Consider the following 17443-nt stretch of genomic DNA (forward strand, 5'->3'; position numbering starts at 1 on the left):
ATGCTTCACAGATCGGACGGCGTCAGGAACGCTTCGAGATAGCCCTTGCCGGTTTCGGCTTCGGCAAGGCTGCCCTCGAAGCGCACGACGGCAAGGCCGGAGGTTGGAAAACCGTAGTTCAGGATATCGCAGGCGCTGTCTTCTCCGCTGCCGGAAACAGCCGCTGTCAGGTCTTCCATCATGGGGTTGTGGCCAATCACCAGCAGCGAGCCATGGTTGCCGTGTTCGCGAATGATGTCGAGATAGCCCGCCGCGTCTTCCGTGTAGAGCGTATCGAGAAATACGACCCGCCCGGTATCCGCATGCGCTGCAAGGCCTTCCAGCGTCTCCTTGGCTCGAAGGGCATTGGAACAAAGCGTGATGTCGGGAACGAAGCCGCAGGCGCGCATGGCGGTGCCGGTCGCGGCTGCATCTTCCACTCCGGAAGCTTCAAGGGGACGGTCGAAATCGCGGACGCCGGGAAGCGCCCAGCCGGCTTTTGCGTGCCTTAGAAGATACAGTTTGGCCACCGGCGCTCCTGCTAGCCTCGACATCGAAGGATTATCCATCGATAGGCGTTTTAGCAATGGAATCCGGTCATTGCCGCCTACGACCAAAGCCTGATCGCGCACAAGCGCCTTATGGCGAGCTTCGAACTGTTGATCCCGCTTACTACTGACGATTGTGTGAGCGGAGCCGGGTTGGCACTTGTGCGGCTTAGGAACGGCGAATATATAGGCCCCAAATTTGGGGCTGTCGGGTGAGTCGAATGAACCAAATCGTTACTGCCGACTACGTACCATCGGAAGACGAGCCGTTCATGAACGAACGGCAGAAATCATACTTCCGGCACAAGCTTGTCACTTGGAAAAATGACATCCTGCGTGAAGCGCGCGAAACACTGGAAATCCTGCAACAAGAAAATGCCAACCACCCTGATCTTGCAGATCGGGCATCGTCAGAAACCGACCGCGCCATCGAACTTCGTGCCCGCGACCGGCAGCGCAAGCTGATCTCGAAAATAGATTCGGCACTTCAGCGCATCGATGAGGGAACTTACGGCTATTGCGAAGAGACTGGCGAGCCGATCGCGCTCAAGCGCCTCGACGCCCGTCCGATCGCGACCCTGTCCATCGAAGCCCAGGAAAGGCACGAGCGCCGCGAGAAAGTCTATCGCGACGACTGATTGGCCCTGGTTTGCTGGAAAATGTTGGAAATGGCCGCGTTTGCGGCCATTTCTTTGTGCGCCATAGTAGCGATTAGCGCTTCAGGTTCGAAAGCTCGCCGAGCAGCCTGGTCATCTCGTCATCGAGAGACGCTCTTCCGCTTCCCGGTGTGGGAGCGCCGGAACGTGTTTCGCCATGCGCTGTGGCAGGCTCGGCAGCCCGTGCATGATCCAGTGGTTCGGTCCCTGCCGTGGGCAGCTTGTGTGCTTCTTCATGCCGTGGCGCGGCAGGCCTCGGAATTGGCGCAGGGCTTGCCGGTGCCGCGGGGGGTCTTGCTGCCGGTGCCGGCGTTCGCTGTGGCATGGCTGGTTGCGGGTTTGCGGTTCCCTGTCTGGCTGGCTGCGAAACCGGCTGATGGGGAGCATGTGCGCCGCCCAGATTGCTGCTGACGGCAACATTTGCATGTGTCGTGCCCGCATCGGAGGCCAAGCTGAGGCGGCGGGAAGCCGCCAGCCTGATGTCGCGCTCGACGACGAGATCGGTCGGCCCACCTATCAAAAGCAGATGCTCTATGTCGTCGCGGCGCACGAGCACGAGGCGCCGGTGGCTGTCGACGGCGGTCGCGTCCATTACCGCCAGGCGTGTCTTGCGATTGCGCCCGCCGGCCACGAAGGTTCCGAAAGTCAGGCTGCGAATCATCTTTACGATGATCAGCACGATCACCAGCACAACCAGTGCCGCAAGCGTCCACAAGATTGCCGCGCCATAACCGGGCCCCGCAACGCCATCGAGAAAGTCTAGCATCGGCACCCCCATGCACGGCTATTGGAAACGCCGCGACACTAAAGCGTTTCAGCGCGCTGCTGCAAGTTACCATTCGCACGCGGCAAACGGCCCAAAGCCGGCGAAGCAGGCGTCATGCCTCGAAACAGCGCCATTTTTCGCTGACAAGTGGCCGCAAGGCCTTTTCCGGGCAGGGAGAATGTGATTCAACCGGTCCGGGTCGGGTCGGGCTGGGAATCACAAGCAGGGGGCAAATGGCCAAGGACGCGCGCGGAGATTTTTATCCGGTGCCAATCGTGGACCAGAACACGCGCCCCGGCACGGTGACGCGGCTGATCATCTTCATCGTTGTCTTGATCGGCGCGGCCATTGTTTTCGGCCTGTTCCGCGAGCGCTTCGGCGATCCGTTCCTGCTCGGCATGCTTGGCGTGCTGGCCATGATCGGCGTCGGCTTCCTGTTCGCGACCGCCATCGGCTTCATCCAGATCGCGCCGCGCTCGACGGGCGACGAGCTTTCCAAGTCCTTTGTCGATTCGATGGGGCAGGGCCTGATCGTAACCGACGCCAAGAAGCGCATCATCTACGCCAACCGCGCTTATGCCGAAATGACCGGCGCGGGCGCGGCTGCCGACATCAGGACGGTCGAGGGACTTCTTTCCGATGTGCCGGAGGCGTCCTCGGTCATTTTCCGACTGGCTTCGGGCCTGCGCGACGGGCAGCGCGGCGACGGCGAGTTTCGTCTGGGCCAGGCGATCCGCCCCGGAGCCGATCCGGGCGCGCACTGGTATCGTGTCAGTGCACGTTCCTTCAGCGTGCCGGGGCAGCGCCAGCCGATGCATGCCTGGCAACTGGCCGACATCTCGAAGGAACGGGCCGAACAGGAACGCTTCTTCCTCGATTTGCAGAAGGCCATCGACCATCTCGACCACGCGCCGGCCGGCTTTTTTTCCGCCGATCAGGACGGTCGCATCACCTATATCAACGCCACGCTGGCTGAGTGGCTCGGCATTGATCTCACCAGTTTCACTCCCGGCGCGCTTGCGCTGTCGGATATCGTTGCCGGCGACGGCATGGCGCTGGTCCGCTCGGTCCGGCCCGATCCCGGCACCACGCGCAACGCCGTCATCGACCTCGATTTGACGACGATGACCGGCGAGGCGCTGCCGGTGCGCTTCATGCACCGTGTCGCGGCCAGCCGTGACGGTCACGCCGGGCCAACCCGCACCATTGTTCTCAATCGCACGCACGGCGAGGATTCATCAGCGGATCTCAGGGCTTCCGAAGTCCGGTTCACCCGCTTCTTCAATTCCACGCCGATGGCCATCGCCGGCGTGGACCAGAGCGGCCGCATCCTGCGCACCAACGCGCCGTTCCTGTCGCTGTTCTCATCCGTCGTCGACCGCGACGCGCTGGACCGCCGGGTGCGGCTTGATACCGTCATCCATGAGCGCGACCGCGCCGCGTTCGCGGCGGCGCTCGAACGGGCGCGCCAGCGGCAGGCGGACATCGAGCCGATCGACACCGTCTTGCCGAACAACGATGAGCGGCACATCCGCTTCTACGTCAACCCGGTTGCCGACGGCACGGGCGGCGACGGCGCGGAAGAAGCAGCGATCGTCTATGCGGTCGATACGACCGAGCAGAAGGCCCTTGAGGGCCAGATGGCGCAGAGCCAGAAGATGCAGGCTGTCGGCCAGCTTGCCGGCGGCATCGCGCACGACTTCAACAACGTCCTCACCGCCATCATCATGGCGTCTGACCTGTTGCTTACCAACCATCGCCCGTCCGATCCGTCCTTCCCGGACATCATGAACATCAAGCAGAACGCCAACCGCGCCGCCTCGCTTGTCAGGCAATTGCTGGCGTTCTCGCGCAAGCAGACGCTGCGGCCGGAAGTGCTGACGCTGACCGATGTGCTGGCCGATCTCAGGATGCTGCTTGCCCGCCTTGTCGGCAACGACATCAAGCTCAAGATCGACCACGGCCGCGACCTGTGGCCGGTCAAGGTGGATATCGGCCAGTTCGAGCAGGTGGTGGTCAATCTCGCCGTCAACGCCCGCGACGCCATGCCAACGGGCGGCGACCTCACCGTGCGCACGCGCAACGTACCTGCGGACGTGTCGAAGACCTATCCGTTCCGCGAGCTTGTCCCCGCCGACTATGTGCTGGTCGAGGTCGAGGATTCGGGCAGCGGCATCCCGCCCGATGTGCTGAAGAAGATATTCGAGCCGTTTTTCACCACCAAGGAAGTCGGCAAGGGCACAGGCCTTGGCCTGTCCATGGTCTACGGCATCATCAAGCAGACCGGCGGCTTCATCTTCTGCGAATCGGAAGTGGGCAAGGGCACCACCTTCCTCATCTTCCTGCCGCGCTATATTGCCGAGGCTGTTGCCGCGCCGCAGCTCGCGGCAGGCGAGGCTGCCGCAAAACCGGAGACGCCGGAACCACAGGCTGCCGTCGCCAAGGCTTCTGACAGCACCAAGGACCTGTCCGGCTCGGCCACCGTGCTTTTGGTCGAGGACGAGGATGCGGTGCGCATGGGCGGCATGCGTGCGCTTACCTCACGCGGCTATACCGTGCATGAGGCGACGTCCGGCGTCGAAGCGCTGGAAATATTCGACGCTCTGGAAGGCAAGATCGACCTGGTCGTTTCGGACGTGGTGATGCCGGAAATGGATGGCCCGACCTTGCTCGGCGAATTGCGCAAGCGCCAGCCCGACATCAAGTTCATCTTCGTGTCCGGCTATGCCGAAGACGCCTTCGCCAGGAACCTGCCCGCAGAGGCCCAGTTCGGCTTCCTGCCCAAGCCTTTCTCGCTCAAGCAGTTGGCGACCGTCGTCAAGGAAGTCCTCGAAAGCTGATCGGCCGAGCCGCGGAACGCTTCGGCAGCGTTCAGGCCGCTTCCTGCTTCAGCGCCGCCACTTCTTCGGGCAGCGGCCTGCCGCCGCGCAGGTAGAGCGCGCAGGTCGTGCGCAGCATCGACGCGAAGTTCGGGATCTCGCCCCTGATTTCGATGGCCTCGTCATAGAGCTTCGAGATGAATTTCGGCGTCGTCAGCCCCTGGCTTTCCGCGATCTCGTCAAGCAGCGCCCAGAAGGTGGATTCGAGCTGGATGCTGGTCGAGTGGCCGCCGATGCGTATGGACCGGTTGATCTGGCGATAGCCCTCCGGGTCCTGTTCGGCAAAAACCCTGCACATTGAAAGACCTCCCTTGGTTTCCTGCCCCGTCAGGCGACCATCGATGCGGCAATTCAGGTCCGTTCCGCCGGGTGGAGCCGGAATGCCTTTTTTCCCTCGACCCGCATTGTGGGTCGAAAATTCAAAAACGGCAATTGCACTTTCACATTCGTGATTGGTGGTAACCCGCTGCCACCACCTTTGCGCGCTTCGTTTCATAATCCCTTTCATCGATCAAACATCGCATGAAAGAGGTCCGCAGATTGGCCAAGGCAATTCACAGCATGATCCGGGTGCTCGACGAGGCCCGGTCGGTCGATTTCTACGGCAAGGCTTTCGGCCTTGGCGTCGCACAGCGCCTCGACTTTGAAACCTTCACCCTCATCTACCTTAGCAACGCCGAGTCCGACTTCGAAGTCGAGCTCACCGTCAACAAGGGCAGGGTCGATCCCTACGTCCTCGGCGACGGCTACGGCCACATCGCCGTCTCGGTCGCGGACCTCGACAGCGAGCATGACCGTATCGGCGCGCTCGGCCTCAACCCCGGCAAGATCGTCGCGTTCGACCGCGATGGCGTCCGCATCGCCCGCTTCTTCTTCATCGAGGATCCCGACGGCTACAAGATCGAGGTCCTGCAGCGGGGCGGCCGGTTCAAATAGGAGGTTTCGCCGCATTGCCGTGCGGCGCCAGCAACAGCGCTCATCGAGCGCCGATAGCAAGCAAGGGAGGAATACATGGTAACCGTATATGAAAAAGCGCCGGGGCTTTCGCGGCGCGAGCTTCTCAAGCGCGGCGGCGTCGGCGCCCTGCTTGTCATCTCCGGCAGCGCCGTCATCAGCCCCGAACATGCATGGGGCCTCGAAACCGCCGCGCTCAAGCCGGAAACGATGGCCACGCTGATCCAGATGGCCCGCGACGTCTATCCGCACGACCAGGTTCCGGACAAATATTACGCCATTGCCGTCAAGAGCCATGACGAGCTGGCCGGCAAGGATGCCGCCCACAAGGACCTCATCGAAAAGGGCATCGCCGACCTCGACGCCAAGGCCGGCAGCGGCGGCTATCGCGGCCTCGGCTGGGAAGAGGAGCGCGTCGCCGTCCTCAAGCAGATAGAAGACACGCCGTTCTTCCAGGCCATTCGCGGCGGGCTGGTCGTCGGCCTCTACAACCAGAAAGAGGTGTGGCCGATCTTCGGCTACGAGGGCGAGTCGTACTCCAAGGGCGGCTATATCGCCCGCGGCTTCGACGACATCGAGTGGCTCTAGCCACATCCCCCGACAGTTTCACACCGGATTTCATGGGAGGACACCATGGCAGCACCTTATGATCTCAAGGACGACAGCGTCGTCGTCATCATCGGTTCGGGCGCCGGCGGCGGCACGCTCGGCAACGAACTCGCCCAGAAGGGCATCGACGTCGTCATCCTCGAAGCGGGCAGCCGCATCGAGTACGAAGACTTCATCAACGACGAGTGGGACAGCTTCGCCCAGCTTTCCTGGGGCGATCCGCGCACCGCTTCCGGCGGCTGGCGTGTCGCCAAGGATTTTCCGGGCCTGCCGGCCTGGATCGTCAAGGCGGTCGGCGGCACCACCACGCACTGGGCCGGCGCATCGCTGCGCTTCCAGGAGCACGAGTTCAAGACGCTTACCCACTATGGCAAGGTCGAGGGCGCCAACCTGCTCGACTGGCCGCTGACGCTGGCCGAGCTCGAGCCGTACTACGACAAGGCCGAAGACAAGATGGGCGTGACCCGCACCCACGGCATCGAGGGCCTTCCCGGCAACAACAACTTCAAGATCCTGAAAGCCGGCGCCGACAAGCTCGGCTACAAGGAATGCCACACCGGCAACATGGCGATCAATTCCGCCGACCGCGACGACCGCATGGCCTGCCAGCAGACCGGCTTCTGCTTCCAGGGCTGCAAATGGGGGGCGAAGTGGTCGACGCTCTATACCGAAATCCCGAAGGGCGAGGCGACCGGCAAGCTGGAAGTCCGTCCGAATAGCCACGTCGTCAAGATCGAGCACGACGACAGCGGCAAGGTCACCGGCGTCGTCTATGCCGACAAGGACGGCAAGCTTCAGGAGCAGAAGGCCCGTATCGTCTGCGTTGCCGGCAATTCCATCGAAAGCCCGCGCCTTTTGCTCAACTCCGCTTCGTCCAAGTACCCGGACGGGCTTGCCAACTCCTCCGGCCAGGTCGGCAAGAACTACATGCGCCACACCACCGGTTCGGTCTATGCCATCTTCGACAAGCCGGTTCACTTCTATCGCGGCACCACCATGGCCGGCATCGTCCGCGATGAGGCCAAGCACGACCCGTCGCGCGGCTTCGTCGGCGGCTACGAGCTTGAAACGCTGGCGCTGGGCATCCCGTTCATGGCCGCCTTCCTCAATCCCGGCGGCTGGGGCAGGGGCTTTACCACGGCTCTCGACCACTACGACCACATGGCCGGCATGTGGATCGTCGGCGAAGACATGCCGCAGGAGCAGAATGGCGTGAAGCTCCACGCGACGCTCAAGGACAAATACGGCATGCCCGCGCCGGATGTCTGGTTCACCGACCATGCAAACGACGACGCCATGCGCAACCACGCCTTCAAGCAGGGCATGGCCATCTACGATGCGGTCGGGGCAACGCGCACCTTCCCGACGCCGCCTTACCCCTCGACCCACAATCTCGGCACCAACCGCATGAGCGAAAAGGCGTCCGATGGCGTGGTCAACAAGCATGGCCAGACCCACGACATCAAGAACCTGTTCGTGTCCGATGGCAGCCAGTTCACCACGGGCGGGGCGGAAAACCCGACCTTGACCATCGTCACGCTCGCCATCCGCCAGGCCGACTACATCGCCAAGGAGATGGCGGCAAAGACGATCTGACAGTCCTCCCGGGCTTCATTTCCGCGCGGGGCGTTCTTTTCGCCCCGCGCTTTTTATTGGCCCTGCTTGGCCGTGATCGTGCAGGTCGAGGCGGTGAAAGCGCCGTCGGGCTGGCGCATGACGATGTCGAAGGAAGCGTCCTGAGGGCCGTCCGCCGTCGCCTGCGTCAGCGAAACGCTGTTGCCGCCCGAGGTGAAGCCGCCGAGCGGACCGAGCCATGCGATCTCGCCGTTGGAGTCCATTTCGTAGTTGTAGCCCTGCTGCGGCCAGCCATAGGAAGGCCCGCTATAGACATTGCCCTTGATGGTGATGTCGCCGAGGTTGAGAAACAGACCAAGCAGGTAGGCTTCGCAGTGATAGGCGCCGTCGGGCAGCTTGCCGTCCGCAATGCCCGCGAACGCGCCGTCTGGAGCGGCAAACGTCATCGCAAGGCCAGCAGCAAGCAATCTCAAGTTCTTCATCATTCTGCCCGACTTGATAGCAGCGTGGCCGGTGGATGCCAGCCACTTTCTCGTGCGTGCCACTTTCTTGCGATTGCCCGCGCAACCGTGGCGCGTTCCCGGTTGCATGTTATTCTTGCCTTGGCCTCAGTGAGTCGGCCGCTTTCCGAGTCAGTCTGAGTGGGGCAGATCGGCAGGAGAACAGGTGTCGTTTCGCACCAGCAAGTTCCGCGCAAGCAAGTGTTCCTAGCATCGGTCCAATAGTCTGGGTGTTGTTCAGTGAGTTGGGCAATCGGGCAGGGGACAACCGATGGAACGTTTCGTGGAGGACTACCAGAAGCGGCGGCTGATCGACCGCTTCGATATCATGACCGCCATCAATATCCTGAAGTCGCAAGGCTATGACGACGACGACCTCATCAAGGAGATCATCCGGGTCTTCTATGTCGATCTCGACGCGTATAACGAGGTCGTGCAAGCCGCGGCCTAGACGCTGCTCAACCTTCGTCTTTTGCAGACCTGCCGGAGTACGCCATCTCCGCTTCGTCATCCCGGAATTCGCTTTCGTGCGGAGCAAGAAAGGAATATCCGGGATCCATTCCGTGACATCGCGGCACTACTCTGGACACCAGCGCGCTTACTCTCCCCTTTTGATGAAGAGGCTCGGTCCGGTTGCCGATCGAGTGCCTCGTCAGGCACCCCCCTCTGACCTGCCGGCCATCTCCCCCTCAAGGGGGAGATCACTCGATTGCCATGCTTTCATCCGGTGCTGAGGTCACAGAGGCGGCTGTAAGCTTGAAGCTGCCGATCTCCCCCCTTGAGGGGGAGATGGCCGGCAGGCCAGAGGGGGGTGTTGTTCTTGTGAAGATTCTGATCGCGTAGGGGACAAATCACGCCTCCCCACAAAATCCTTCACCCCATTTATCCACCTCCTCGCCATCTCCCGCATACTCGCTCCCATCGCCCTTGCGGGAGACCTGGTCCGGACCGGGGATCAGGGAAGGGCGACGGTGCCGGGCTGGTCGTCGTCGGTAGGCGGCTGGGTGATGAACCCCTAAGTTCGGCCCTCGAACCGGGCGCAGTGTTGCCCGCAGTTGTCGGCCATTGAGGCTGGAGCTGCGGCATGGCCGGTGTATCGGTTGAGGGAAGCCACCGGACGGGCGGTCGCAAGGCCGCACTATCTATCTAAACGAGCGACCGAACGGCCGCCCGTCCTCCCGACCTCTCAGATGAGGTCAGTTCTTTGACAATGGCCAGGGCCGAAAGGCAGCGTGGCGATGATGAAACGCGGCGACCTGCCTTCTCCCCTTGTGGGAGAAGGTGCCTGAACGAAGTGAAGGCGGATGAGGGGTGTCGTCTGGCTGGAACACCCCTCATCCGACCTCGCTAGCGCTCGGCCACCTTCTCCCACAAGGGGAGAAGGAGAGGAACTCATGCAGCATGGCGATGAATAAGCATGATCACACTCACCCTTGAACCAAACCGGAGAATGAGGCACACCGCGCTGAATGACCCATCCGCTTGACCATCTTGTCCTGCCAACCGCCGATCTCGATGTTGCGCGCGCCCGGCTGACGGCCTTGGGTTTCACGGTGTCGCCGCGTGGCGTCCATCCATTCGGTACGGAAAACTGCTGCGTCTATTTCGCGGACGGCACTTTCATGGAGCCGCTCGCCGTCGCAGATGCCGAGGCTGCCGGCACCGCAATTGCCGGGGGCAACGTCTTTGTGGCGCGTGACCGCAAGTACCGTGAGAATTTCGGCCAGGAAGGCTTTTCGGCTGTCGTTTTCGGTACGTCCGATGCAGACGCCGATCATCGCCGCTACACCGAAGCCGGCGTCTCCGCCGGGACGCGGCTGGACTTTTCCCGTCCCTTTGTCGACGCCGCCGGCAAAAGCGATACGGCATTGTTTCGCCTTGCCTTTGCCTCGGCACGAGCGGTGGTCGATACCTTCCTGTTCGCCTGCGAACGGGTCAACGCGCCGAAGGTCGATCGCTCGGCCCTCCAGCTTCACGACAATGGCGTTGGTGCAATCGCCAAGGTGGTCGCGATCAGCAAAAATCCTTCCGCGCAGCTTTCAGCGCTGGAGATTGCCGCCGACGCAGAACGCGACGCATCGGTGCTGGCCGGTGAACTGGCTCTGCCGAATGCGCGGATAAGCGTCGCCACGCCGCAGGACTACCAGCGTCGTTTCGGCTTGCCGGCCGGCGAGGAAACCGGTTTGCGTTTCGCGGCGGTCGTCTTTTCCGTCGCCAGCATGGAAAAGCTGCGTACGCTTCTTGCGCAACGCGGCATCGGTCACGACATAGGCGGCAATCGCGTCCTCGTCGCTCCGGCACCGGGGCAGGGCGCGGCTTTCATTTTCGAGGAGCAGGCATGAGCAAGCCCAATGCGTCGGTCAAAGTCGGCAATGTCACCTTCGACAATCGCGCGCCGCTCGCGCTCATCGCTGGCCCGTGCCAGTTCGAATCGCGCCAGCACGCCTTCGATATGGCCGGCGCGCTCAAGGAATTGACTGGCAGGCTGGGCATCGGCCTCGTTTACAAGTCCAGCTACGACAAGGCCAACCGCACGTCGTTGACCTCGACGCGCGGCGCGGGCCTCGACGCGGCAATGCCGGCCTTCGATGACCTGCGCAAGGAATTCGGCCTGCCGATCCTCACCGACGTCCACACCGAGGAGCAGTGCGCAATCGTTGCGCCGCATGTCGATGTGCTGCAGATCCCGGCCTTCCTCAGCCGCCAGACCGATCTTCTGGTCGCTGCCTCCCGCACCGGCAAGATCATCAATGTGAAGAAGGGGCAGTTCCTGGCGCCCTGGGACATGAAGAATGTCATCGGCAAGGTCACCGGTTCCGGCAACGCCAATGTGCTGGTCACCGAGCGCGGCGCGTCCTTCGGCTACAACACCCTTGTCTCCGATATGCGCGCGCTGCCCATCATGGCGGACATGGGGGCTCCGGTCATTTTCGACGCCACGCATTCGGTGCAGCAGCCGGGTGGGCAGGGCGCGACTTCCGGCGGCGAACGCAGGTTCGTGGCGACGCTGGCGCGCGCCGCCGTTGCCGTCGGTGTCGCCGGTGTGTTCATCGAAACGCACGAGGACCCGGACAACTCGACCTCGTCGGACGGCCCCAACATGGTGCCCTTGAAGGATATGCCGGAGTTGCTCGAGCGCCTGATCGCACTCGACAGGGTTGCCAAGGCCTGATCTGCGCCTTGTTCATGACAAGCGGCGGTTGTACGTTTCGCGGGCAAATGATCTCTTTGACTGGGAGTTCAAAATGTCCGTTGCCCGTGTAACCGAAATTTCTTCTTCATCCAAAAAAGGCTTTCAGGATGCCATCGAAAAGGGCATCGCCCGAGCCGCCAAGACGTTGAAGAACGTCGAAGGGGCGTGGATTCAGGAGCAGAAAGTCGTTGTCGAAGACGGTGTCATCGTTGCCTACCGCGTCAACATGAAGGTGACCTTCATCCTCACCGACTGAGGATTTATCCACCTGCCTTCCGGCGAGGCTACAATCACATCAGTCGCTGTTGCCGGCTTCCCTTCGGAAGGGGTTTACGGGCATGGAAAGGCCCTCTTGGCGAGGGCCTTTCCATCGTCATTGGGCTATCTGCAAGAGTACATGCGGGGGAGTATCTTGCGAGGGCTGCTGGCCCGTACATGAAGTCAGGAATGCAGCCGCAATCAGAAACAAACTCACGATACCGCTTAACTCGGACATGGCGAAACTCCCTTATGTTTCGCCCCGCGCGAATCGGAATTTAACCCAGAATTCCGCGCACGGCTTCCCATCGGTCGATGACTTATCGTGACCAAGTTTTTCGCGACGTGAATCGTCGCAGATGCGATTTTTGCGACCGTAGACGATTGCGTTTTGCCCCACTTTGTCTAAGACGTGCCGCAACGTTTTCAACGATTAGAACGGGGATTTCCAATGACCGCCATTATCGACATCGTGGGCCGTGAAATCCTGGATAGCCGAGGCAATCCGACCGTCGAGGTCGATGTCGTGCTGGAAGACGGCTCCATGGGCCGCGCCGCCGTTCCTTCAGGCGCTTCCACCGGCGCACACGAAGCCGTCGAGCTTCGCGATGGCGGCTCCCGCTATCTCGGCAAGGGCGTCGAGCGGGCCGTCGAGGCGGTCAATGGCGAGCTGTTTGAGGCGATTGGCGGGCTTGAGGCCGAAGATCAGATCCACATCGACCAGACCATGATCGACCTGGATGGCACGCCCAACAAGAGCCGCCTTGGCGCGAACGCAATCCTTGGCGTGTCGCTGGCCGTCGCCAAGGCTGCCGCCGAAGCTGCCGACCTGCCGCTCTACCGCTATGTCGGCGGCGCGCATTCGCATATCCTGCCGGTGCCGATGATGAACATCATCAATGGCGGCGTTCATGCCGACAACCCGATCGATTTCCAGGAATTCATGATCCTGCCGGTTGGCGCTTCCTCGATCCGCGAGGCGGTGCGTTGGGGTTCTGAAGTGTTCCACACCCTCAAGAAGGGCCTCAAGGAGGCCGGCCACAACACCAATGTCGGCGATGAGGGTGGTTTCGCCCCGAACCTGAAGAGCGCGCAGGCTGCACTCGATTTCGTCATGGGCTCCATCGAAAAGGCCGGCTTCAAGCCGGGCGAGGAAATCGCACTCGGCCTCGACTGCGCCTCGACGGAATTCTTCAAGGACGGCAACTACGTCTATGGCGGCGAAAAGAAGACCCGCGATCCCAAGACGCAGGCCAAGTACCTCGCCAAGCTTGCCGCCGACTATCCGATCATCTCGATCGAAGACGGCATGGCCGAGGACGATTGGGAAGGCTGGAAGTACCTGACCGATCTCGTCGGCAAGAACGTCCAGCTTGTTGGCGACGACCTGTTCGTCACCAATTCGGCCCGCCTGCGTGACGGCATCCGCATGGGCGTTGCCAATTCGATCCTCGTCAAGGTCAACCAGATCGGCTCGCTGTCGGAGACGCTCGACGCGGTCGAGACGGCGCACAAGGCTGCCTACACTGCAGTGATGTCCCACCGCTCCGGCGAGACGGAAGATTCCACCATCGCCGACCTCGCGGTCGCGACCAACTGCGGCCAGATCAAGACCGGTTCGCTTGCCCGCTCCGACCGCACCGCCAAGTACAACCAGCTCATCCGCATCGAGGAAGAACTGGGCAGGCAGGCACGCTACGCCGGCAAGTCCATCCTCAAGGGTTGAGATTGGGCAACATCGCATTTCGGAAAGGGCGGGCTGACCCGCCCTTTTTCGTTTCTGGTGAGTTCTCAAACGGCGCGCCGTAACCGTCCATTAAGCACAATCGGGCGACAAGAGGCCGAAGGGGATTTCGGCCCATGTGGACGCGCCAGCACAAGCAGACAAATAAAGGTCGCCTGATCATTCCGGTGCTGTGCACGGCCTTTGTCGCCTATTTCGGCTTTCACGCCTATCACGGCGAATTCGGCATAAACTCCAAGTACAAGTTGCAGGAGCACAAGGAGCAACTGCAGGCGCAGCTTGCCTCCCTTCAGTTGGAGCGTGGCGAGCTTGAAAAACGCGTACGCCTGCTGCACGATGGCTCTCTTGAGAAAGACATGCTGGATGAGCTGGCCCGGAAGGCCCTCAACCTGTCGCAGCCTGACGAGATTATCGTCATGCTGCCCCGGAAGGCTGATTAACTTACTTTCGGTTAATCAAGAGAAATTTCAATGAATATAACCGTTTAGATGCATGTCAGCCATGCATTTTTCCGCATGGCGAAATGCCCCTTTGCGTGCTAGCTTTTTGGCAGTTGGGGGAGGAAAAACTCCCTTCCTGTCCGTAAAGAGACACCGTTAGGGAGACATGCATGGCCACCGCCGCCAAAAAAGCGCCCGCCAAATCTCGTTCCGATTCCAAATCCTCAATATTAAGCGCTCCGAAGCCTGCCGATTTCAGCAAGGACGACGAGCTTTCCGCCTACCGCCACATGCTGCTCATCCGCCGTTTCGAGGAGAAGGCAGGCCAGCTCTACGGCATGGGCTTCATCGGCGGCTTCTGCCATCTCTATATCGGCCAGGAAGCTGTCGTGACCGGCATGAAGATGGCGCTGATCGAAGGTGACCAGATGATCACCGCATACCGCGATCATGGCCACATGCTGGCCATGGACATGTCGCCGCGCGGCGTGATGGCCGAATTGACCGGTCGCCGTGGAGGCTACTCCAAGGGCAAGGGCGGCTCCATGCACATGTTCTCGAAGGAGAAACAGTTCTATGGCGGCCACGGCATCGTCGGCGCGCAGGTTTCCCTGGGTACCGGCCTTGCCTTCGCCAACCGCTATCGCGGCAACAAGAACGTCTCGCTGACTTACTTCGGCGACGGCGCCTCCAACCAGGGGCAGGTCTACGAGAGCTTCAACATGGCCTCGCTGTGGAAGTTGCCGGTTATCTTCATCATCGAAAACAACCGCTATGCGATGGGCACCTCGGTGACGCGTTCGTCAGCCGAGACGGATTTCTCGCATCGCGGTGCTTCCTTCAAGATTCCGGGCATGCAGGTCGATGGCATGGACGTGCGCGCGGTGAAGTCCGCAGCGGACATGGCAACCGAATGGTGCCGTGCCGGCAACGGCCCGATCATTCTGGAGATGCAGACCTATCGCTATCGCGGCCACTCCATGTCCGACCCTGCCAAGTATCGCTCGAAGGAGGAGGTGCAGAAGATGCGCTCCGAGCACGATCCGATCGAGCAGGTGAAGGCGCGGCTGATTTCCAAGAAATGGGCCACCGAGGATGAACTGAAGGCGGTGGACAAGGAAGTCCGCGATATCGTCGCCGACGCCGCTGATTTCGCCCAGACCGATCCGGAGCCGGATGCGTCCGAACTCTGGACCGACATCGTACTTTAAAGGGAGAGGGCAAATGCCGATCGAAATTCTCATGCCTGCGCTCTCGCCGACGATGGAAGAGGGCAACCTGTCCAAGTGGTTGAAGAACGAGGGCGACAAGATCGTCGCCGGTGACGTCATCGCCGAAATCGAGACCGACAAGGCGACGATGGAAGTCGAAGCGGTCGACGAAGGCACGCTTGGCAAGATCCTGATCGCTGCCGGAACCGAAGGCGTCAAGGTGAATACGCCGATCGCGGTTCTGCTGGCTGACGGCGAAAGTGCTGCCGATGCCGCCAAGCCATCCGCTCCAGCCAAGGCCGAGGCACCGGCTGCGGCTGAAGCTGCCCCGGCCAAGCCGGCGGCGGAACCGGTTGCTGCCGCTCCGAAGGCCGAGATTGTGGCCGATCCAGATATTCCGGCCGGGACCGAAATGGTTTCCACCACCGTTCGCGAAGCGCTGCGCGATGCGATGGCCGAGGAGATGCGGCGCGATCCCGACGTCTTCGTCATGGGCGAGGAAGTCGCCGAATATCAAGGCGCCTACAAGATCACGCAGGGCTTGCTGCAGGAATTCGGCGACCGCCGGGTCGTGGATACGCCGATCACCGAGCACGGCTTCGCCGGCGTCGGCGTCGGCGCCGCGATGGCCGGTCTGAAGCCGATCGTCGAATTCATGACCTTCAACTTCGCCATGCAGGCCATAGACCAGATCGTCAACTCGGCGGCCAAGACGCTCTACATGTCTGGCGGCCAGATGGGCGCGCCAATCGTCTTCCGTGGCCCGAACGGAGCGGCTGCCCGCGTCGCTGCCCAGCACTCGCAGTGCTATGCAGCCTGGTACAGCCATATTCCCGGCCTCAAGGTGGTGATGCCCTACACGGCGGCTGACGCCAAGGGCTTGCTCAAGGCTGCGATCCGCGATCCCAACCCGGTGATCTTCCTTGAGAACGAAATCCTCTACGGCCAATCGTTCGACGTGCCGAAGCTGGACGATTTCGTCCTGCCCATCGGCAAGGCGCGCATCCACAAGGCTGGTAAGGACGTCACCATCGTGTCGTTTGGCATCGGCATGACCTATGCCGTCAAAGCCGAGGCGGAACTCGCCAAGATGGGCATTGACGCCGAGATCATCGATCTCCGGACCATCCGGCCGCTGGACTTCGACACCATCATCGCTTCGGTCAAGAAGACCAACCGGCTTGTCGTGGTCGAGGAAGGCTTCCCGCAGTCCTCGGTCGGCGACCATGTCGCCAACCAGGTGTCGCAGCGGGCCTTCGATTTCCTCGATGCGCCGGTTATCACCATCGCCGGCAAGGATGTGCCGATGCCTTACGCGGCCAATCTCGAAAAGCTGGCTTTGCCGAATATCGGCGAAGTGGTCGAGGCGGTCAAAGCCGTCACTTATCGATAGGCCGGGCGGGAGGACGATATGCCAATCAACATCACGATGCCCGCCCTTTCCCCCACGATGGAGGAAGGCAATCTCGCCAAGTGGCTGGTCAAGGAAGGCGACAAGGTCTCTCCCGGTGACGTGATCGCCGAAATCGAGACTGACAAGGCGACGATGGAAGTCGAAGCCGTCGATGAAGGAACCGTTGCCAAGATCGTCGTGCCTGCCGGTACGGAAGGCGTGAAGGTCAACGCGCTGATCGCCGTGCTGGCGGCGGAAGGTGAAGATGCTTCTGCTGCCGCCAAGGATGATGGTGGTGCCGCGCCCAAGGCGGAGGCCCCGAAGGCTGAAGCACCCAAGGCCGAAGCTCCCGCTCCGGCCAGCCAGGCTGCGCCGGCTCCGGCTGCGAAGCCCGCCGCTGCAAACGGTGCGGCTTCCTCTGGCGACGCGAGGACGTTCGCATCTCCGCTCGCCCGCCGTATCGCCAAGGATGCCGATGTCGATCTCGCCTCCGTTTCCGGTAGTGGCCCGCATGGGCGGGTGGTGAAGGCGGATGTCGAGGCTGCGATTGCCGGTGGTGGGGCCAAGGCCGCACCTGCGCCTGCCGTTGCTCCGTCGGCCGGCTCGGCTGCTCCGGCGGTCAAGCCGATGTCGGACGAGGCCGTGCTCAAGCTGTTCGAGCAAGGCTCCTATGAGCTTGTTCCGCATGACAATATGCGCAAGACGATTGCCCGCAGGCTGGTCGAGGCGAAGTCGACC

18 protein-coding genes are annotated in these 17443 nt (G+C 61.7%); 14 read left to right on the forward strand and 4 right to left on the reverse strand.

What is annotated here, in order from left to right:
- Positions 1–5 precede the first annotated feature (5 nt).
- A complete protein-coding gene (locus ASD50_RS08455) occupies positions 6–509 on the reverse strand; it encodes a SixA phosphatase family protein (protein WP_056238997.1) in 504 nt (167 codons plus the stop codon).
- Positions 510–748: 239 nt separating this feature from the next.
- Here ASD50_RS08455 and dksA point away from each other — a divergent pair, with 239 nt between their 5' ends.
- Complete coding sequence (gene dksA / locus ASD50_RS08460) at positions 749–1165, forward strand: RNA polymerase-binding protein DksA (RefSeq protein ID WP_056238940.1); 417 nt, start codon at positions 749–751, stop codon at positions 1163–1165.
- A gap of 73 nt (positions 1166–1238) precedes the next feature.
- Here dksA and ASD50_RS08465 read toward each other — a convergent pair whose 3' ends face one another.
- Complete coding sequence (locus tag ASD50_RS08465) at positions 1239–1949, reverse strand: flagellar biosynthetic protein FliO (protein ID WP_056239000.1); 711 nt, start codon at positions 1947–1949, stop codon at positions 1239–1241.
- Between the two features lie 233 nt (positions 1950–2182).
- On the opposite strand from ASD50_RS08465, the gene cckA reads away from it, so the two are divergent.
- Positions 2183–4789: a cell cycle histidine kinase CckA gene (cckA, locus tag ASD50_RS08470; protein ID WP_056238945.1), complete on the forward strand. Its 2607-nt coding sequence runs from the start codon at positions 2183–2185 to the stop codon at positions 4787–4789.
- Between the two features lie 31 nt (positions 4790–4820).
- Here cckA and ASD50_RS08475 read toward each other — a convergent pair whose 3' ends face one another.
- On the reverse strand, positions 4821–5126 hold the full coding sequence (locus ASD50_RS08475) for a ribbon-helix-helix domain-containing protein (RefSeq protein ID WP_056238948.1): 306 nt from the start codon (positions 5124–5126) through the stop codon (positions 4821–4823).
- A 242-nt stretch (positions 5127–5368) separates the two neighbouring features.
- Between ASD50_RS08475 and ASD50_RS08480 the strand changes: the two genes are divergently transcribed.
- The 3 genes from ASD50_RS08480 to ASD50_RS08490 all read left to right on the forward strand — a co-directional run bounded on the left by ASD50_RS08480 (position 5369) and on the right by ASD50_RS08490 (position 7987).
- Positions 5369–5764 carry a VOC family protein gene (locus ASD50_RS08480; RefSeq protein ID WP_056239004.1) on the forward strand — a complete coding sequence of 132 codons (396 nt, stop codon included), beginning with the start codon at positions 5369–5371 and terminating at the stop codon, positions 5762–5764.
- Positions 5765–5839: 75 nt separating this feature from the next.
- On the forward strand, positions 5840–6370 hold the full coding sequence (locus ASD50_RS08485; protein WP_056238951.1) for a twin-arginine translocation pathway signal: 531 nt from the start codon (positions 5840–5842) through the stop codon (positions 6368–6370).
- Between the two features lie 45 nt (positions 6371–6415).
- On the forward strand, positions 6416–7987 hold the full coding sequence (locus tag ASD50_RS08490; RefSeq protein WP_056238954.1) for a GMC family oxidoreductase: 1572 nt from the start codon (positions 6416–6418) through the stop codon (positions 7985–7987).
- A gap of 53 nt (positions 7988–8040) precedes the next feature.
- Here ASD50_RS08490 and ASD50_RS08495 read toward each other — a convergent pair whose 3' ends face one another.
- Complete coding sequence (locus ASD50_RS08495; protein ID WP_244484463.1) at positions 8041–8412, reverse strand: hypothetical protein; 372 nt, start codon at positions 8410–8412, stop codon at positions 8041–8043.
- A 325-nt stretch (positions 8413–8737) separates the two neighbouring features.
- Between ASD50_RS08495 and ASD50_RS08500 the strand changes: the two genes are divergently transcribed.
- The 9 genes from ASD50_RS08500 to ASD50_RS08540 all read left to right on the forward strand — a co-directional run.
- Complete coding sequence (locus ASD50_RS08500; RefSeq protein WP_056238961.1) at positions 8738–8917, forward strand: hypothetical protein; 180 nt, start codon at positions 8738–8740, stop codon at positions 8915–8917.
- 1018 nt (positions 8918–9935) lie between these two features.
- Positions 9936–10808, forward strand: coding sequence for a VOC family protein (locus ASD50_RS08505; protein WP_056238963.1), 873 nt, complete (start codon positions 9936–9938; stop codon positions 10806–10808).
- The gene (gene kdsA, locus ASD50_RS08510; RefSeq protein ID WP_056238967.1) at positions 10805–11638 is read left to right on the forward strand and encodes a 3-deoxy-8-phosphooctulonate synthase; all 834 of its coding nucleotides are present in this window, start codon (positions 10805–10807) and stop codon (positions 11636–11638) included. Before ASD50_RS08505 ends, kdsA begins: the two co-directional genes overlap by 4 nt.
- 73 nt (positions 11639–11711) lie before the next feature.
- Positions 11712–11915, forward strand: coding sequence for a dodecin family protein (locus ASD50_RS08515; RefSeq protein ID WP_056239008.1), 204 nt, complete (start codon positions 11712–11714; stop codon positions 11913–11915).
- A 453-nt stretch (positions 11916–12368) separates the two neighbouring features.
- Positions 12369–13643, forward strand: coding sequence for a phosphopyruvate hydratase (gene eno / locus ASD50_RS08520; protein WP_056238969.1), 1275 nt, complete (start codon positions 12369–12371; stop codon positions 13641–13643).
- Positions 13644–13777: 134 nt separating this feature from the next.
- On the forward strand, positions 13778–14101 hold the full coding sequence (locus ASD50_RS08525) for an FtsB family cell division protein (RefSeq protein ID WP_056238972.1): 324 nt from the start codon (positions 13778–13780) through the stop codon (positions 14099–14101).
- A gap of 170 nt (positions 14102–14271) precedes the next feature.
- The gene (pdhA, locus tag ASD50_RS08530) at positions 14272–15312 is read left to right on the forward strand and encodes a pyruvate dehydrogenase (acetyl-transferring) E1 component subunit alpha (RefSeq protein WP_056238975.1); all 1041 of its coding nucleotides are present in this window, start codon (positions 14272–14274) and stop codon (positions 15310–15312) included.
- 13 nt (positions 15313–15325) lie between these two features.
- On the forward strand, positions 15326–16705 hold the full coding sequence (locus ASD50_RS08535; protein WP_056238978.1) for a pyruvate dehydrogenase complex E1 component subunit beta: 1380 nt from the start codon (positions 15326–15328) through the stop codon (positions 16703–16705).
- Positions 16706–16723: 18 nt separating this feature from the next.
- On the forward strand, positions 16724–17443 hold a 720-nt coding region (locus ASD50_RS08540; RefSeq protein ID WP_156464980.1), incomplete at its 3' end, for a biotin/lipoyl-containing protein.

Origin of the sequence: Mesorhizobium sp. Root552 (genome assembly GCF_001427285.1) — a bacterium.
Lineage (GTDB): Bacteria > Pseudomonadota > Alphaproteobacteria > Rhizobiales > Rhizobiaceae > Mesorhizobium.

Excerpts from the sequence above, each read along its gene's own strand:
- ASD50_RS08495 (WP_244484463.1), bottom strand. The coding sequence starts at position 8,412 with ATGACGTTTGCCGCTCCAGACGGCGCGTTCGCGGGCATTGCGGACGGC.
- ASD50_RS08500 (WP_056238961.1), top strand. The coding sequence starts at position 8,738 with ATGGAACGTTTCGTGGAGGACTACCAGAAGCGGCGGCTGATCGACCGC.
- ASD50_RS08525 (WP_056238972.1), top strand. The coding sequence starts at position 13,778 with ATGTGGACGCGCCAGCACAAGCAGACAAATAAAGGTCGCCTGATCATT.
- ASD50_RS08475 (WP_056238948.1), bottom strand. The coding sequence starts at position 5,126 with ATGTGCAGGGTTTTTGCCGAACAGGACCCGGAGGGCTATCGCCAGATC.
- ASD50_RS08505 (WP_056238963.1), top strand. The coding sequence starts at position 9,936 with ATGACCCATCCGCTTGACCATCTTGTCCTGCCAACCGCCGATCTCGAT.
- cckA (WP_056238945.1), top strand. The coding sequence starts at position 2,183 with ATGGCCAAGGACGCGCGCGGAGATTTTTATCCGGTGCCAATCGTGGAC.
- kdsA (WP_056238967.1), top strand. The coding sequence starts at position 10,805 with ATGAGCAAGCCCAATGCGTCGGTCAAAGTCGGCAATGTCACCTTCGAC.
- ASD50_RS08515 (WP_056239008.1), top strand. The coding sequence starts at position 11,712 with ATGTCCGTTGCCCGTGTAACCGAAATTTCTTCTTCATCCAAAAAAGGC.
- eno (WP_056238969.1), top strand. The coding sequence starts at position 12,369 with ATGACCGCCATTATCGACATCGTGGGCCGTGAAATCCTGGATAGCCGA.
- pdhA (WP_056238975.1), top strand. The coding sequence starts at position 14,272 with ATGGCCACCGCCGCCAAAAAAGCGCCCGCCAAATCTCGTTCCGATTCC.
- ASD50_RS08485 (WP_056238951.1), top strand. The coding sequence starts at position 5,840 with ATGGTAACCGTATATGAAAAAGCGCCGGGGCTTTCGCGGCGCGAGCTT.
- ASD50_RS08465 (WP_056239000.1), bottom strand. The coding sequence starts at position 1,949 with ATGCTAGACTTTCTCGATGGCGTTGCGGGGCCCGGTTATGGCGCGGCA.
- ASD50_RS08535 (WP_056238978.1), top strand. The coding sequence starts at position 15,326 with ATGCCGATCGAAATTCTCATGCCTGCGCTCTCGCCGACGATGGAAGAG.
- dksA (WP_056238940.1), top strand. The coding sequence starts at position 749 with ATGAACCAAATCGTTACTGCCGACTACGTACCATCGGAAGACGAGCCG.
- ASD50_RS08490 (WP_056238954.1), top strand. The coding sequence starts at position 6,416 with ATGGCAGCACCTTATGATCTCAAGGACGACAGCGTCGTCGTCATCATC.